Here is a 17,376-nt window from a genome sequence, read left to right on the forward strand (position 1 = left end):
CGCAGAGCCTAAGGGAAATGGGATACCTTCTTGCCATACTTGCTGCGTCCGCAATGGTCTCGGGACCGGCTATCGTGGTTGATGGCGACACGCTGAGGATCCAAGGCGAACGCGTGCGGATCGCCGGGATCGATGCACCCGAGCGCGCGCAATGGTGCGGGCGCAGACAGCGTGTGCCTTGCGGTCGCCTCGCTGCCCAATGGATGGAGCATCGAGTCGAGGGACGCATCGTGCGATGCTCGCCAAGCGGACGCGATCAATATGGGCGTCTATTGGCGACCTGCCGTGTCGATGGAACCGATATAGGCAGCGCTGCTGTGGAAGCTGGCTGGGCCATCGCCTATCGCCGCTACAGCACTGCCTATGTCCTGCCGGAAAGCCGCGCGCGGCGCGCGGGACGCGGTCTTTGGGCGCTCGGCTTTCAAACACCCGAAGCGTACCGCCGGACGCACCGGCGCTAGCGATCAGCGCAGGCTCTTCGATTTCAGGCTGGGCATGCTGGCGCGCGCTTCATCGCCGTCCGGTGCAAGCGCGATGCGCTTCAACGGGACCGCACCAACGGGGAGAGCCCGTTCAATATGGAGCCCGCCGCCTTCGGCAGCCAAGGCCGACTGCAGCCGCGAGACATCGCCGCACCAGATCGTTTCGGCGTCACGGTCCCGTGCGGCATCGGGGCCAATGCCGCCGCGCTCGAACGCGACCGGCTTCATCTGAACCCGCTCACTACCGCTCACCTCCACACCATAGTCGGGGCGCGCGCCGCTACGCAGCACGAGGCGGCCATCCGTGGCCCAGGCGGTCGCCATGCCTTCCGTAAGCTCATAGCCAAGTTCGCCGAGCGCGGACAGCAATGCGTCGCGGCTGGCCGCCACTGCAGCTGCGTTGCGGTGGTCCAAAAGAGCGGATTCTACTGCCGCAGTCTTCGATCTTGCCGCTTCTGTCGAAAGCGCCTCTACTGCCTCGAAACCTGCCTCGACATCCAGCCCCGCAACGCGCGCTTGCGCAATAATCGCGGTGAGGGCGGTCAGCGCTTCCTCGCGCTCGCGGGCTGCAGTCAGACTGCGCCCTGTCTCGATTTCCAGCGCATCGAGGATGAGGTGACGGCGTTCGCGCAGCGCCGACCGAGCCTGGGCGAGCCGGTCTTCCCAAACCTCGCGAACCGCGCCTGGGGCAATCTGGCGGATCTGCGCGATCCGGACCGATATCCTGGTGACGGCCGGATCGCGCTCTTCCTCGTGGGCACTTGCCAACCAACCGGCAAACGAGGAGGAGCCTTCGTCGGTTTTGAGCCGGGAGGCGAGTTGACGATCGACGCCTTCGCGGGCCTTGGGCGCAAGGGCAAGCAGTGCGCGGCTCGTCGCGTCGGGGTCTCCACGCGCAAGACCCTGTTCGAGTTCGGGGTCGATCGGATTGCCGGAGTTGCGCAGCGCCGATAGCACGGCCGCCGATGCCTCGGCAGAACGGCGAGCCTTGGACGTGGCATCGGCCTGCGCTGCGGCGGCAGCAGCGAGCCGATGGTCGAGGTCGTCGCGCAGGAACTGTTCCTCCTGCGGCGCCTGTTTCTGCAGATCCATGAAACGATCAGCGGCAATGAGCGCTGCGAGTTTGTCACGGCGGCTCCGGGTTTGCGCGATGGCAGCGTCGTCCAGGCAATCGTTGCGCTGTCCGACCCGGATCCAGCGATCCAGGGCTGCGTCAACGCGCGCTAGATGCCCATGGCAAATGTCGATCAGTTCCTCGCGCGTGACGATCCGGACGACCTTGGGACCACTCATGACCGTACTCCCATTGCGTCCTGAATAGCGCTGTGCAGTCTCGCGCGCTCGATGGCTGGCTCATGGTGCCACCGATGCGACGATACGCGGTGAATGACCGGGATCGACCGCCGCAACACCGCAGGCCGCCACATCTCTCGGGCCCTGGCATGGGCGAGCAGGGGATCGCGCGGTGCGTCGCACTCGATGCCAATCCCGTAGAGTCCCGTGCGCGGGTCTTCGATCGCGAAGTCGAGACCGAAAGCACCTTCCTCGTTCACCGGTGAAGGTTCCCAGCCAAGCGAGCGGATTTCCTCTGCCACCGCTTCCTCTAGTCCGTCCTGGAGCTTGTCCTGTTGCGCGCCGCTGCGTTGCTCGGGCGTCAATCGTGCGAGCAGGGCCTGCGCTGCATCAAGCTCGCCTTCCGAAATACAACGGGCGTATTCGAAGTAGGCCTGGAGATAATCGCGCGGCGAACTTGCCTGGCGGCGGGTCGACAGGAGGTCCGAAATCAGCGGCACCGGCATCGAGGTTACCAGCAATACCTTCTGCCGCGCACGGGTCACGGCAACATTCAGGCGCCGCTCGCCGCCGGCCTGGCCGAGCACACCGAAGAAGCGGCGGAACGTCCCTTGCGCATTGCGGCCAAAGGTCGACGAGAACACGATCACATCGCGCTCGTCACCTTGCACATTCTCCACATTCTTCACGAAGAAGCCCATATCCTCGCCGCCTTCGACCCGGTCGCGCTCCCGCGAGATCGCCTGGCGGAAGGCGACATCCTGTTCGGCGAGATCTTCGAGGACCTCCTCGATCAGGTCGGCCTGCTTGCGATTGAAGGTCACCACACCGACGGTCGGGATTGGCCCTTTGGCTTCGAGCCAGATGCGTCTCAGGCTGGAGGCAACCATCTCGGCTTCGGCCCGGTTGGTCTGGTCCTCATAAACCCCGTCGGCACGCAGAACTTCAATCGGGCGGATCCGGCGAATCTCGTCTGCAGGATGGCGAGCAGGAACGCTCAGCTTGTTGACGTAGAACGACGCGTTCGAGAACTGGATGAGTTCGCGATAGGCGGAGCGATAATGGATCTGCAGTGTGGTGGGCGGCAGGACCGTCTTCGCCAGTTGGAGCAGGTCCGGGCAATCCTTGATCTCGCGGCGGTTCCAGGTCTCCGAAACGGTCTCGCGCTCTTCTTCCCCGAGCTCCTGCTCAGCGTCCTGGCCTTCGTAGACCTCGGCTTCGTCGCTTTCCACTCGGCTCGTGAAGAAGGCCGTCGGCGGCATCTGCTTTTCGTCGCCCGACACGATCATGTTGCGGCTGCGATAGAGTGTGGGCAGCGCATATTCGATCGGCATCTGCGATGCCTCGTCATAGATGACCGTATCGAACAAGGTCTTGCGCAAGGGAAGCAAGCGGCTCGCGACGTCGGGATTGACCAGCCAAACCGGGCGCAACTGCATCAGCCCGAGGTCGGCCCCCCTGTCTACAAATTCGCGCAGGCGCTTGGCACGCTGGCCGCGCAGGCGCGTGATGTCCTCCCACTCGCGCAGCGGCCGCAATCGGCTTGCGTCAAAGCCTTCTACCAGATGGCGCCGGTTGAGCGCGCGCATCTCAAGATCAGCCTGGGCCAGCGACTTGGCCTTGGCCTCCAGTTCGTCCGCTTCAAGCAGCAGCACGGGATGCTCACTTTCGAGGCGGTTCTTCCAGGCAAGCCGCGCCTCGGTCGCGATGATGCGACGAACGGTGGGCTCCAACTCAGGCGGGGACAGGCCCTCCAGTCTTTGCCGAATGCGGGACAATTCGGCAAAGATCGCCATCGCCTGCGCATCAAGCTGCGCAACGCGTGGACGGAAACGCTGATAGGCGGCAACGCTCGGCAGCGCATCCCTGATCGCGGCAAGGCGCGCCACGTTGGAAGCATCGCTTCGGACTGCGGCCAGGACTTCGCCGACCCATTCCTCCTCCATCCATAAGCGGAGGCGCTCGAGCAGCGCATACGATGCGGCGCGCGCGGTGTGCCGCGCCAGCCCCTGCTCAATTCCATCCATCAAATCCTCAACCGCCGAGCGGGTGCATGCGCGCGCCATCGCGAACGCCGTGCCATGCTCGGGATAGGCCTCAAGCCGCGCGACAAGCCCCTCGGCATGGGAGAGTGCCTTCAGGAGCGCCCGGCTGTGTTCGACAAGCTCCGGCACGCGCAGGCCTGCAAGAGAGCCTGAAGGCTCGCCGAGGTCGACGGTCAGCTCCGCCAGACGATCCCGGATCGGGCGCAGGCGCTGTTCGCGATGCAGCGCCGCATCGAATGCACCCGCATCGTCCAGCCCATTTTCGGCCAGGAAGCGCGCGCGCCGTCGTGACGCCATCCAGCGCGAGGGTGACAGTCGCTCAAGGAAGCTGGGCTGCCGCATGAGCCTGCCGGAGAGCTCGATCCAGTCGGTCAGATCCTCTTCCGAAAGGGCCTGCGTGATCGCAAGAGCGTCTGGCGCTGCGTCGTCGGCGGGAAGTCCGAGCAACGCGGCTTCCACCTCGTTGATGTTCTGGTGCGTGGTCGTCGACTGGGGCGACCGGCCACCCGCACCCGAAAGCCGGTCAAGCCAACGCGAAAGCCATTCACGCTCGCTCTCATCCAGATTCAGAAACGCGGCGCTGTGCTCGCTCGTCCAGCGGCGGTAGGGCTCTGGGTCGTCGATGGCGAGTGCATCTGGCGTGCGCTCGATGACTGCGTCGCGCTCACGCTCTGCGGCGGAAAAAGCAAGGAAGTCAGTCCCGAACGCGTCAACAGTGCCTGCATCGGCCGCAAAAGCCTTGGTACGCGCCAGTGCGCTTCCCTCATATAGCGCTGGCAGCCAAAGCCGTGCGAGCGGTGCGCATGTCTCGACCAGCGACGCGAGACTGCCCGGGTTTTCATCTGCCAGACGCTGGCGCAGCGATGGCAGCGCTGGCGTGTCGCCCTCGCGCGCAAGGCGAACGAGTTCGCCCAGGATCAAACGGTAAGACTGGCCGGTGGCCGGATCCTCGGCATGCAAGGCTGCGTGATAGGCATCGAGCTCATGCTCGAGAACCTCGATCCGGCCCGCGATCTGTTGGCGCTGCTGGCGCAGCAGCTGGGCGCCGCCCGGTCGGCGGAACAGTTCCTCGAGCTGCTCGCGGACCGCCCGAATGACCGGCTCGCGATCCTTGTTCACGTCATTGACCATGACCACGCGATTGCCGAGGCCGGCAGCGTCGAGGCGTTTGTGGACCACTTCAAGGGCGGCCTGTTTCTGGCAGACCACGAGCAGGCTTCGCCCCGTTCCGATGGCGTCGGCAACCATGTTGACGATGGTCTGGCTCTTGCCCGTCCCCGGTGGTCCCTCGACCAGCAGCCCGCGACCGGTCCTTGCCTCCAGGACGGCGGCTTCCTGCGACGGGTCGCTGTCGGCGGTGAAGAAGCGGTCGATCTCGGCGACGGACTTGGGCTCGGGCCGCTCCACGCTTTCACCGACGCGAAACGCCGTCTCAAGACTCGTACCGGCCGGTGGCAGCGCCTTGAGCTGCCGCAGATCTTCCATCACCGCCTGGCCGAGGAACCCCAGATGGAACAGCGCGGCACTGCAGTGGACGCGGTCCTCGCCGGGCCGAATTCGCAGATCCTTCGAGGGCAGGGGGCTAAGCGAACGCTGTGCCACGTCCGCGAAGTCGCGGAACGCTTCAACCACTTCGGCGGCCCTGATACTGGCGCGCGCAAGCAGCGCATTCGCCTTCTCGCGCCACGCAGCCGCCTGATCCATGCCGAGCAACGTCTCGAATGCCGGGTTCAACCGCACTTCTTCGCGGTCGCGATCGAACGACAGCGAAATCCGTCCTCTAGCGCCCACTTCCGGCACAAGCCTGACGGGCCACAGGAGAATAGGCGCAATGCGCGGCCGCGTCGAAGCACGGGCCTCCTGCATGACGAGAAAGGGAAAGCCCAGGTACAGGCCGTCGATGCCGGTATCGCGCCGATAAAGCGTGGCGTGCCCGTGCAGGGTCCGAAGCCGACGCTCGAGGCGCGGATCCTGTGTCAGGGGCGCTGGATCGATCGTGATGGGCTGGTCGTTGCGCAGCAGGACATGGTCCAGAAGCTCGGCCGCCGTGCGCCGGTCACTGTCGAGCTCGGCGAGATCGACGCGGGCTGTCGTCTTGCCGATCACCATGCGGGTTAGCGGCCCGCGCATCACTGCCCCCGTGATGCGCCGGGCGAAAAAGTCGAGCAGTGTCGCGACATAGGCCTGACGCGGGGGCTGCTTCCATTGGTCCTGAGGTACGGACAGCAGCGCCAGCGTGCGAACGACCGGGAGCCTGCGTTCAAGACGGAACTGGTCCGCCCATTCATCAATGCGGTCGATGCCGCAGCGCGCGAAGCCTTCGACGCGGGCGTCGATCTGCGCGAACAGTGTGCCTGGCGACGCGGTCAATCGATCCCGTGCTTCCGTACGGTCGAACTGCGCAAGCCCGGCGCGCCTTGCGGCGGCCTCGGCTTCATCGAGGATGGCATCTGCACTGCGAAACTGCGATGCCGCTGCCGCCAGAAGCAGGATAAAATCCTCCTCCTCGGTGATCTTGCGCTCGATGATCGCGAGCAAGCCCGGATGGTCCGTATCGGGAAGGATCTGGCGCTGCTCTTCCCACAAGGCGGCGAGCCGGCTCTTCGAGGTCGAGAGCACCAGCACGCGCAGCTTTGTTTCGTCGAGCTCCACTTCGAGATGGCGCGCGCGCTCCCGCACGCGTGCCTCTCGGCGCTTGAGGCGTGCCAGCCAGAGCTCGTCGTCCTCGCGCTCCAGTCGATCCGGGACCGGCCCCGTGATCAGCGCATAACCTTCCTCCGGATTCTCGATCAACCACCCCGGTGTGATGATCTCACCGCGGACCACCAACGGCATCGCGGGATTGAGCGTCTTGAGTGCGAGTGCATGCCGGATGTCAGGCGACACCTGCTCCAGCACCGCGATTTCGCGCACCTGGGCCCGCAGGTCGGGATGCAGACCTGCCTCTTCCATCCAGGTCAGGAGATCGCCCCGCAGCAGCAGGGTCCGTGCTTCGTCCCATTGGGCCGGATCGGCGGCTGCCAAGGCATACTGGGCTGGCCCCAAAAACCGTCGTCCGCCAAGCGTGATCGCGCGCCCGGCGGTGTCGTCGTCATAGGGCGAGCGTCGGCCGGGCGCCTCGGGTGCCCCGCCCGAGAGCCATTGCTGAACCTGATCCCATCCCCAGCGAAGGCGCCGGTCCGGGGCAAGCAGTCCGCGCAACAGCAAATCCACGCGCGGATCCAGGTCGTCCGGGATCGGCGCGCCGTTGGTAAGAATGCTGATCAGGAAGGACTGGTCGTCCGCACCCGCAAAGCAGGCACCCCGTGTCACCTGCTCCAGGATGATCATCCCCAGGCTCCACCAGTCACTGGCGGCAGCGACACCGCCAGCGACCGCTTCTGGTGCAGTGTAACGGGTAATCTCGAGAGGCGAGACGATGTCCAGGTCATAGTCGGACAGGCGCGCCGAGCCGAACCCGCTGATCACCAGGTCCAGCGGCTCGCGCGTGCGCACCATGATCGCGGCTGGCGAGAGATCACGGTGACGAAGGCCGCATTCGGCGAGGGCGGCCAGCGCACCGCCGATCTCTTCTACGATCCGTCCAAGCGTTGCGGGGTCGTCGGCAAGCAAACCAATATCAGCAAAGCTGCCGCCGCGCAGATCCTCCGAAACCTCATAGACGCGGTCGCCAAATCGACCCGTCTCGATCACTTCCGGCACATGGTCGCGGTCCAGTGTCGCCAGAACCTCATAGACTTCCGGATCGGGTTCGCTGCCTTGCGCATAGAGAACCACGATCGCCTTTCGCCCGTCCCTGGTGCGTTCGGCCCCGTAGCGTTCCTGGACATGGCTGCCGGTCTCGATGCGTCGCAGCAGCGTCCACTCACCAATGACGGTCGGCGCCGCAGGCGCCGAGTCTGCCGGATCGGACCCGCTGATCGCCGCGGGTTGATTAGCGTCGACAGGCGATCCAGGCGCCGTCGTGACGAGCGCAGATGTGTCTGCGTCGGCCCCGCATTCCGGGCAAATCAGGTCACCAGGCTCCAGCGCGTGGCCGTTGAGGCACTGGATTGCTTCTGGCAAAGGAGCGGGGGGCACCGCTGCCGCATTTGGGCGCCAGCCTTCCGCCCGCAGCGGAAGGCTGGAGAGATCCCAGCCGCAAGGTTGGCCGTCGTGCTCGCCCTCGCAGAACATCTCGTCCAGCGAACGCTCAGTTTGACAGTTGGGACAGAAGCGGATCATGCGGCAAATCGTCCCGGCATGTCGGAGGTGACGACCGTGTGGCCGGCTGCGGCCAGCGCACGGCGAAGCTTTGCCAGGTCTCCGCGCGCCGGAATGCCGGCCATCCACGCTGCGCCATCCGCATCGATCATGATGTCGAGTTTCAGATCGGAGCCTGTCGCGTTGCGTTCATAAGCCAGGAAGGGAGCGCCTCGTTGCGTGAGCACATGGAGTGCCTGATTGTCGCTGCCGCGAAGTGCCTTTGTCTGCGGAAGGTCGGAACGAAATGGACCGGTTATGAGCGCGTCGATGAGGTCCGGATGGGCGTCGAGCCAAGGTTGAATCTGGCCCAGTTCGAGGCCGGTGAAGACCAGCACGGACCGATCTGAAATGCTTCGCCATGCGGCGAGGAGCTCGGCCAGGGCTTCGGGCTGTTCGAACGGTTCACCGCCCGACACAGTCAAGCCGTCGGCGTCGGCGGCGAAGGCTGACAACTGGTCAATCACTTGTCCGGTATTCACGGCGCCTTCGTCATGGGCCCAGGTATCCGCCGAGATGCAGCCTGGACAATGCAGGCTACAGCCCTGGAACCACAGCCCGACGCGGCGCCCGTGCCCAAGGGCAGTGACAGGGAAATGCACACGTGACAGGAACATGCGCATCAGGCCGCCTCCAGCGTAAGCGTCGTGCTCGCGTCATGCACAAGCTTGGTGATCCGCACCGGACCCTCACCATCGCGCTCGAACAAAGCCCGGGCGAGGGGATTGATGAGATGGGCCTCGATCTTGTTGCGAATCCCGCGACCACCATTGGAGAGATCGGCGATACACAGTGCGCGCAAGGCCTCCAGCGCTTCGGTGCTGATCTCGATCGACTGACCGGCAGACTCTGCGTCTGCGCAGACGCTGCGGACCATGGCGTCGAAGATCTGGTTGCCCACCTCGGGCCGGATGAAATCGAAGACGATCACATTTTCGCCAAAGCGATTGAGGATCTCCGGACGGTTCAGCACGAGCTTGAAGTGGTTTTCGATGCCTTCGCGGACCCGCGCCTGAACTTCGGCAAAGGGTTGGGCCGGTGTAACATTGGCCCGACGCTCGCCATCCGGCCCGGTCGTATAGATGCCGAGATTTGAGGTGAAAATGATCAGCGCTTCGGAAAAATAAACGCGATCGCCGCGCCCCGAGGTCAGGACACCATCGTCGAGAATCTGCAGGAACTTGTCGAGAATGCGTGGATGCGCCTTCTCGATTTCATCGAACAGCACCACGCTGAATGGCTTCTCGCGGACCGCGTTGGTGAGTTCGCCGCCGACGTCATATCCGACATATCCGGGTGGGGCACCGATCAGGCGCTGGTCGGCATGTTCGGCGCTGAACTCCGACATGTCGAAGCGGATATAGGCACTTTCGTCGCCGAACAGCAGTTCGGTCATCGACTTGGCAAGCTCAGTCTTCCCGACGCCAGTCGGACCCGCCAGAAATGCGATGCCGCGCGGACGATTGCCGCGCCGTGCACCGCCAATCCCGGTCGCCGCGCGCTTGACGATGTCCAGCATGTGCGTGACGGCATGGTCCTGCCCCACGACCCGCTTGCGGATGCTGTCGGCGCCATCAAGGATCGTGCGACGTTCGATCTTGCGCCAGGCATCTTCGGTCACGCCAACCTTGTAGCGGCGCACTGCTTCGCCGATCGAGGATACATCGACCTGCTCGGCGCGTCCGAGCTGGACGACAGCGTTCAGGTCCATCAGCAGCATGCCCTCGGTCGCATCGACCAGGCTCTGTTTTGCCTCAAGGAGCACCATTTCGCTCGCATCCCGCCCGCCGGGCATTGAGCGCACAAGGGATGGCGCCACGGTGCTGCGCGCGGCACGGTCGGGCGTCGCAACGGGGATGTGGCGCAGGCGCGGATTGTCGATCAGCAGCCAGTCCGGCAGGTCGCCTTCCTTCTCGGCCACCCAGATGATGGAATTGAAGCGCGGGGCGCGCTCGGGGCCGACAGGCCGGGCTTGGGCGCTCTGTGCCAGCACCAGCGCCCGCGTGAAAAGAGCGTGCTCGGCGGCCGACAGGGCATCGCTGCGCACGACAAGCCGCGATGCAAAGTCAACGATGAGCGCCATGGGTGCGCCGTCGAGTTCCGTGTGGCGCTGCAGCGTGGTTGCCAGGAGATCGATACCACCGGCCGCCTTGCCGCTCGTGGGTGAAAGGCCGAGCCGGACCAGTGCTTCATCCGGGTCGCGCCCACTTGTGGCAGCACCAAGATTGGAGAAACCGCCGACCGGATCGTACCGCAGCACATCTTCATAACCTGCCTGGCCCAAGGCATCAGCCAGTACATCGCCCAGCGAAGCGGCAAACGCCTTGTCGCCCTCAGCGCGGATTTGAAGATCGCGGACATTGCCGGTGAGCACGAACTGGCTCTTGAGCGGCAGGAAACGCAAGAGGTCGCGCACCCAACGGGGACGCAGGTCTGCTCCGGTCACTTGTTCCTTTACCCCCGTTTGGGCCGCCAGCACGAGTCCGGGGCAACCAGCAGCCTATCCGTCAGCAAGACCGGGTCAATCCTTGATTGTCAACGACATGAACAAAACCGGGCGACGATTGCCTTGCGACAAGTCACGATCGGTCTTGGAAGTAATAAGTCGAAATCTGATAATGAACATGTACAGTCGCTGAGAATAGCGCCGGTACATTCTTCCGGATTGGCAACCTGACCCCGGTTACGATGTCTTCGCAGGCCTTATCGCGCGAGTCCAAGCTGCGTTTAGCCGGCTGAACGTCCGGCTGTAACATTCCGGCTCGCAATCTGGCCGGGATTGGGCAACCGGGGAGGCGCCTTTTTCAGCTCGAGCTGCACCTTGGACAGCGCCGGCGAGCTTTATGCAAGAGCGGCACGAGCGAAGTCACTATTGACCGGGCCTCATCAACCTTAGGATTTTTGGCTGTTTTCCACCGCGGAGTAACTGTGCGGCTGTCCGGCGAACAGGGCTCCTCCGATGCGGGTAGGAACCGTTCGACCGGCAGTGTGCCCTGGCTGCTCGTGAACAAATCGATCATTGCACAGGCGGGGAAAGCCTTCCCCTGAGGCCTGGCCGTAGGCGGCCAGACCTACCCCTTCTGCGGGGTTCCACCCCGCAACACCCCCAAGAGGAAGAGAACCGCTTCGCGCGAGCCGTGACGGGATGAAGGGCGAGAGAGGTCTCTCCCACCCGTCGCGGAAGGACACGCGATGGATACTCGAGCGAACGGGCAGCGCACGGCGGCGCGTCGGAACATCTATGCCGAAATCACGCAACGGATCTTGTCCGAGCTGGAAGCGGGGAGAGTGCCCTGGGTCCAGCCTTGGGCCGGCAGCGTCGCGCCGGTCGGCATGCCGTACAATGCCGTCAGCGGACGACGATACAGCGGGATCAATGTGCTCAGCCTGTGGCATGCAGCTGCAGAGCGTGGTTTTGCCGGGCACGGCTTCCTGACCTTCCGGCAAGCGCGAGAACTGGGCGGCAGCGTCCGACGCGGCGAGACGGGCATCGAGATTGTCTACACCCGCCGGATTGCTTCCCGCGACGAGCGGCAGTGCGCCGCCGACGAAGGCCGCGAGGCAAGGGCCACCATTCCCTTTCTGCGCCACTTCACGGTCTTTTCCGTCGATCAATGCGATGGCCTGCCTTCCACCATGGCAAGCGAGCGGCCACCGTCCGACCCTCAGTTGATCGAGCCGGCGGCAAACGCGCTGATCTGCGCGACGGGCGCTGATTTCCGGGTCGGTGGGCCGAGTGCATTCTACAGCCCGATCCATGACTATGTTCAGGTCCCCCGGCCGGAGGACTTCTTCGAGCCCATCAACTGGCACCGCACCGCATTTCACGAGCTTGCCCATTGGAGCGGGCACGGGTCCCGTCTTGCGCGTAACCAGAGCGGCGCGTTCGGATCCGCTGACTATGGCCGCGAAGAACTGGTCGCGGAAATGGCAGGTGCTTTCGTTTGCGCCACGCTCGGCATCCGGCCTACCGTTCGGCACAGCGACTACCTCGGCTCGTGGCTCAGCATCCTGCGCGAGGACAATCGCGCGATCCTTCGGACCGCTAGTGCCGCCTCGCGGGCCGCTGATTATCTCCTCGGCTTCCGAAAGGACGACCTCGGCAAAGGAGGCGTTTCGTGAGCGTGGTCATCGGTTGCAATCCGAATACTCTTGCGCGGAATTGTTGCCGCTTCTGTCAAAATTGGCAGCCTCCGTCGGCGAGCGCGGTCTCAGCATTCGAGGCGTGGATGAAGACGGGGCGTGGGCGTCCGGTTCGGCGGCCCAATGGCAAGTGCCACCGGGTTCTGTTGGATCGGCACGGAGCCGAATGCTTTTCGGCCACGGCGCCGGACTTCGTCTGTCTCAACTACACTGCCCGCACATCGCGCCACTCGCCTGCGTCGGATGAATTTGTGGTCGTGCGGTACGACAACGGCGAACCCGAGCGTGAGTGAGCATCTGTGGCGCGGCGCGGGCGAGGCATGCGCCGGCGCAAAGAGCGAGAGAGCGGCTGATCGCTCCGCGACAGGCATTGGGCTGGGGGAGAGGCTCCCGGCGGCCTGTCCGGAGGCCGCTATGCCTGGATCGTTCATTCGCCGTGTCCTGAGCCCGATTGCCCGGGGATTCATCACTTCAATGGTGGCACCCGAGCCCGACGCGTTGCGGGCGCTGGACATTGAGCTTCGCCGCCGCGAGCGACGCTGGCCATTTGGCGCTGCCCTTGTTCTGGCAGCCGTAGTGTCCGGTCTCTTGTGGGCGGCAGTCTTGCTGGTGTGGGTGGCAGGATGAGCGGATGAGCTGGCGGCGCCGGCGCATGGGGCAGGGGAAGACCCGCGTCGGAAGCGTGGCGGCATCAGAGGGAAAGGAAGGCCGGTGGCCTTGTGACGGGCCAGGAAGCCGAGAGAGAGTCTTTCGGCTGCCCGTCATGGAGTAGCTACCATGGCAAAAGCCGTACAGAAGATTACCCTCAGCCCCTCGCGCGACATCCCGCTCGACCGGCTGATCCTGTCACAGGCCAATGTGCGCCGGATCAAGGCTGGCGTGACGATTGGGGAACTGGCCGAGGACATTGCCCGCCGCACGCTGCTGCAGAGCCTCAACGTGCGGCCGATCCTCGATGCGGACAATCAGGAAACCGGCATGTTCGAAGTGCCGGCGGGCGGCCGCCGGTTCCGCGCGCTTGAGCTGCTGGTCAAGCAGAAGCGGCTGGCGAAGGATGCGCCGGTGCCTTGCGTGGTCCGGTCCCCATCCGACGAGGTTTCGGCGGAGGAGGACAGCCTCGCCGAGAATACATTTCGCGAACAGCTCCATCCGCTCGACCAGTTTCGCGCCATGCAGGCGATGGTCGACAAGGGCGCCGATGTGGAAGCCATTGCCGCGCATTTCATGACCACGCCGGCGGTGGTGCGCCAGCGTCTCAAGCTCGCCTCGGTCTCGCCCAAACTGCACGAGGTCTATGCCGAAGACGGCATGACGCTGGAGCAGCTCATGGCCTTTTCGGTCAGCGACGACCATGCGCGGCAGGAGCAGGTCTGGGAACTGCTGACCCACAGTTTCAATAAATCCGCTGGCTATATCCGGGCACGACTGACCGAGAACAGCGTGCGCGTGGCCGACAAGCGGGTTCGCTTCGTGACGCTCGATGCCTATGTCGAAGCAGGCGGCGGCGTCATGCGCGACCTGTTCGAGGATGACGATGGTGGCTGGCTCACCAACCCGGCGCTTCTCGATACGCTCGTCGCGGCCCGGCTTGAAGCCGAAGCCGATCGCATCCGTGCCGAAGGCTGGAAGTGGGTGGCGACGGCGGTCGATATGCCCTGGAATGCTGCTGCTGGGCTTCGTGAACTTGCCGGGACCACTGTCCCGATGAGCAGCGAGGAAGAAGCGCGGATGCAGACGCTGCAGGCCGAGGCCGAAGCGCTGGAAAGCGAATGGGCGGATGCACCGAGCCTGCCTGACGAAATCAGCGCGAAGCTCGATGCTCTTGACCGGGAACTGGGTCTGCTGGTGGACCGCCCGCAGACCTTTGACGCCGAGGACGTCGCCCGCGCGGGCACGTTCCTGTCCATCGCCAGCGATGGCTCGCTGATCATCGAGCGCGGCTACGTGAAACCGGAGGATGAGCCGGCTGACGAGGTCGAGGAAATTGCCGGTGTCGACCGGTGCGAGAGCGAAACCAGCGGTAAGGGCATGTTGTCTGGACCGGACGAGACTGCGATGCCCGGCGGCGCGCGTGAGCAGGAAGCAGAGGTCGAGGACGAAGTGGTCAAGCCGCTTCCGGACAGGCTCGTGGCCGAGCTTACCGCCTGGCGGACGCTGGCCCTGCAGGATGCGCTTGCGCGTGACCCGGCGACGGCCTTCGTCGCGGTGCTGCATGCCTTTGTCCTCGACGCCTTCTACCCGTCGAGCCGGGAAACCTGCCTGCAGATCACGCCCAACCGGGCGTCGTTCGCGTTTGCGCCCACCGATCTCAAGGATAGCGGCCCGGCCCGGGCGATCTCCGAGCGCCACACGCAGTGGAAGGCTCGGCTCCCGCAATCGGATCGCGATCTTTGGGACGCCCTGCTGCGCCTCGACAATGCGCAGCAGTCCGCGCTCTTCGCCCATTGTGTCTCGCTCGTGCTCAACGCCCAGGCTGAAGTCGTCCCCAAGTACGACAATGGGCGGGTCTCGCGTCACAGCATCGAACGGCGTCTCGAGCACAGCCATGTTCTGGCACGAACCCTTGGCCTGGACCTTGTGGCGGCAGGCTGGCGGCCGACTGTCACCGGCTATTTCCAGAGCGTGACCAAGCCAAGGATTCTTGCCGACGTGTGCGACGCCCGCGGGTCCCAGTTCGCAGAGATGATTGCCCATCTCAAGAAGCCCGACATGGCCCGCGAGGCCGAACGGCTGCTGGAGGAGGCAGGCTGGCTACCGGAGCCGATGAGGACGCCGGGGGCAGGCAAGGTCTTCTCGAATGGCGACGTGATCGATGCGCTCCCCGCATTCCTCGAAGGGCCGGTGTTGCCGACCGATGACGCCGACTGCGACCATTACGCGATCGCGGCGGAATAGCCGCCCGACCCCAGCCTGAACGCTTTGGAAAGCCCGGTCCGCGCGACCGGGCTTTCGTCTTTTTGAGGATCACTGATCATGAACGCTCAATCGGTTTTCGATGCCGTGCCGCTCGGCAGCCTTGTCCGATTTTCAAACGGCGAGCCCCGGCCGCCAGCTCGCTTCTCCCGCAAACTGAAAGCCTGGAACAATGACAATGGGGTCGGCCGACTGGTGGCACGTGAACCGGCGCGCGATGGCGCATCCTTTCGCCATCCGGCCTCCTTCACTTTGCATCTCGGTAATTATGGCAGTGAGGGCTCGATCATCATGGTCGTCCGGCGCACTTATTCCGTCGATAGTTCACTCGAGTTTGAGGTGGACGAATACCCCCGGCCCGGAGACGCGCATGTGCTGGCCTCCGGCTCCGGGCGTGATGAATTGCTGCACATCGCGTCGGACCGCGCAGCTGCCGAGCGATGGCTGGCAGCAAACCGTTATACGCAGGCGAGGATCGAGATCGTCGGTTCTGGCCCGCAAGCCGGGCCGAACAGGAGCGGCCTATGACGGAGTTCAGCGCCGTCTATGGCCGGACTGCCGACGGTTTGCTCGCCGCACGGATCGGCGACATCGCCTGCATTGCAGTTCCAGTCTGCGGCGGGCTGCGCCTGGCGACGGCCTGGCGGCTCGCCAAGCCGCTCGACCAATGGCGTGCTGGCGATGCTCTCGCGAGCGAAGGCATCGTTGCCGACGACATGGCATTTCGTGCGCATGTCGAAGATGTCGCCCATCACCAGCGTCAGCTGGGCAGGCTGTCACGTCAGAGGCTGACGACCTCGTGCCGGACGCCGTGGGGCGCCACGCAGCAGGCCACGGTCTATGCCGAGGGCATCGTTTTTCACGCTACCGCGAGCCATGGCGGCTTCAAGCTTTCGCCCGAGCGCCTGGCACATATCGACCCGCTTCTGCGCGTCCGGAATGGCTGGTACGAGGAGGATGTCGGATGGGCCAAGGTCGCAGCAGCGTTTCCTCACCTGTTCACGGACCGCGAAAACGCAGCGGCCGATCGGACGCTGCGCGCTAGCTACCCGCAGATCTGGGCAGACCTTCGCCGCCAACGTCTCGGCTGATGAAAGTAAAGATCCCCCGTGTGCGCGGATGGCGACCACGGGGGATCTCGTCATCGACTCATGCCCGCGGGCAAAATCGCGGTCCAACCCCGTGGGCAAAGCCCGCTGCCTCTTCTGTCCATGATCTGCGCGGCGAGCGCCCTTGCATGCCCTGCGACAAGGCCGGGTACGAAAGCTGACAGCCATGCCGTTATCCATGAACGCCGTTCATGCCCGGGATCTCCACCGGATTGCACAGCGGTTCGACAGGCGCCCGAAGTTGCTCGAAGAAGCCTCGACGCTGAAAGTGCGTCTTGCCGGTGTCGCGCGTGTCCTCGAGATTCCCGACCGTGGGCTGGCTGGCCGCCAGCAGTGGCTCGATCGCTGCATTCCCTTCGAGCAGACTTTTCGATTCCGGGCCGGCGAGGTCCGCTATCTGGCGCAGGCCGAGCAGACGTTCGAGCTCCTGCTCCTCAGCGGCGACGACCGAGCGAAGCTGTTGCCGATCCTGCGGACTGTGCGCGACGTGTTCGCGAGCAAGATCGTGGTCCCCTTCATGTCCCACTGTTCGGCCGAGGACCGGGCGCTGCTCTTGCGCCGCGGGGCAGACGATGTGCTGCACCTTGGCGTATCGCCGGAAGAAGGCGCAGCGCGCATGGCAGCGCTGGTGCGCCGCCAGACCTGGGCGGCCAACCGGCAGGTCGAGGCAGACCGCACGATCAGTCGTGCTGCCGCCGCTGCCGCTGAGCTGCGCTGGCTTTGTGTCGGACCGATCGCGCCCCAGGGTCAGCAGGTTCTGGCGGCCCTGTTCGGGAACATGGGCAGGGTCGTCCCGCACATGGCGCTTACCAGCGCAGCGCGCACCAGCGACCACTGGCCTTCGGAGCGCCAGTTGCATGTGATCATCTGCGGAATTCGCAAGCATCTGAGGCCGCAATTCGTGATCGACACCTTGCGCGGCGAAGGCTTCCGCCTGCGCAGAGGTACGAAAACGGGGAAAATCGACGCTGTCAGTCCTCGGCCAGCGCGCCAGGCTGTCGCGGCTGTCGCGGCTGTCGCGGCTGGCGCGCGCCCCGCTGAAGCTGAGCGCCCCGAGCGGGGGACAGTGGCGGTCGCCCATCGGCGCAGGAGAGGAGAGGGGCAGGTCACGGGGTAGGCCTGGCCGGGACAGAGGGAGCGTCCGGCGAG

9 protein-coding genes are annotated in these 17,376 nt (G+C 64.8%); 5 read left to right on the forward strand and 4 right to left on the reverse strand.

Translation table 11 applies throughout. The features are described from left to right. Positions 1 to 464: 464 nt before the first annotated feature. The 4 genes from FHT19_RS04875 to FHT19_RS04890 are packed head-to-tail and all read right to left on the reverse strand — an operon-like array spanning position 465 to position 10,541. Entirely contained in the window at positions 465 to 1,775 is a 1,311-nt protein-coding gene (locus FHT19_RS04875; RefSeq protein WP_169474118.1) for a hypothetical protein, read from the reverse strand. After that, positions 1,772 to 8,044, reverse strand: a complete 6,273-nt coding sequence (locus tag FHT19_RS04880; protein ID WP_169474119.1) for an AAA domain-containing protein — start codon at positions 8,042 to 8,044, stop codon at positions 1,772 to 1,774. The genes FHT19_RS04875 and FHT19_RS04880 overlap by 4 nt, the downstream gene beginning before the upstream one ends. Beyond that, entirely contained in the window at positions 8,041 to 8,685 is a 645-nt protein-coding gene (locus tag FHT19_RS04885; RefSeq protein WP_211184772.1) for a 4Fe-4S single cluster domain-containing protein, read from the reverse strand. Before FHT19_RS04885 ends, FHT19_RS04880 begins: the two co-directional genes overlap by 4 nt. Further along, a complete protein-coding gene (locus FHT19_RS04890; protein ID WP_211189000.1) occupies positions 8,685 to 10,541 on the reverse strand; it encodes an AAA family ATPase in 1,857 nt (618 codons plus the stop codon). Before FHT19_RS04890 ends, FHT19_RS04885 begins: the two co-directional genes overlap by 1 nt. 713 nt (positions 10,542 to 11,254) lie before the next feature. Here FHT19_RS04890 and FHT19_RS04895 point away from each other — a divergent pair. The 5 genes from FHT19_RS04895 to FHT19_RS04915 all read left to right on the forward strand — a co-directional run bounded on the left by FHT19_RS04895 (position 11,255) and on the right by FHT19_RS04915 (position 17,344). Next, positions 11,255 to 12,184: a zincin-like metallopeptidase domain-containing protein gene (locus tag FHT19_RS04895; protein WP_169474120.1), complete on the forward strand. Its 930-nt coding sequence runs from the start codon at positions 11,255 to 11,257 to the stop codon at positions 12,182 to 12,184. A gap of 798 nt (positions 12,185 to 12,982) precedes the next feature. Further along, the gene (locus tag FHT19_RS04900) at positions 12,983 to 15,100 is read left to right on the forward strand and encodes a ParB/RepB/Spo0J family partition protein (RefSeq protein ID WP_169474121.1); all 2,118 of its coding nucleotides are present in this window, start codon (positions 12,983 to 12,985) and stop codon (positions 15,098 to 15,100) included. A 78-nt stretch (positions 15,101 to 15,178) separates the two neighbouring features. Then, a complete protein-coding gene (locus FHT19_RS04905; protein ID WP_169474122.1) occupies positions 15,179 to 15,646 on the forward strand; it encodes a hypothetical protein in 468 nt (155 codons plus the stop codon). After that, on the forward strand, positions 15,643 to 16,209 hold the full coding sequence (locus FHT19_RS04910; RefSeq protein ID WP_169474123.1) for a hypothetical protein: 567 nt from the start codon (positions 15,643 to 15,645) through the stop codon (positions 16,207 to 16,209). The genes FHT19_RS04905 and FHT19_RS04910 overlap by 4 nt, the downstream gene beginning before the upstream one ends. Positions 16,210 to 16,468: 259 nt before the next feature. Continuing rightward, positions 16,469 to 17,344, forward strand: a complete 876-nt coding sequence (locus FHT19_RS04915; RefSeq protein ID WP_169474124.1) for a winged helix-turn-helix domain-containing protein — start codon at positions 16,469 to 16,471, stop codon at positions 17,342 to 17,344. Positions 17,345 to 17,376: the final 32 nt, after the last annotated feature.

Origin of the sequence: Novosphingobium sp. SG919, from assembly GCF_012932495.1 — a bacterium.
GTDB lineage: Bacteria > Pseudomonadota > Alphaproteobacteria > Sphingomonadales > Sphingomonadaceae > Novosphingobium > Novosphingobium rhizosphaerae.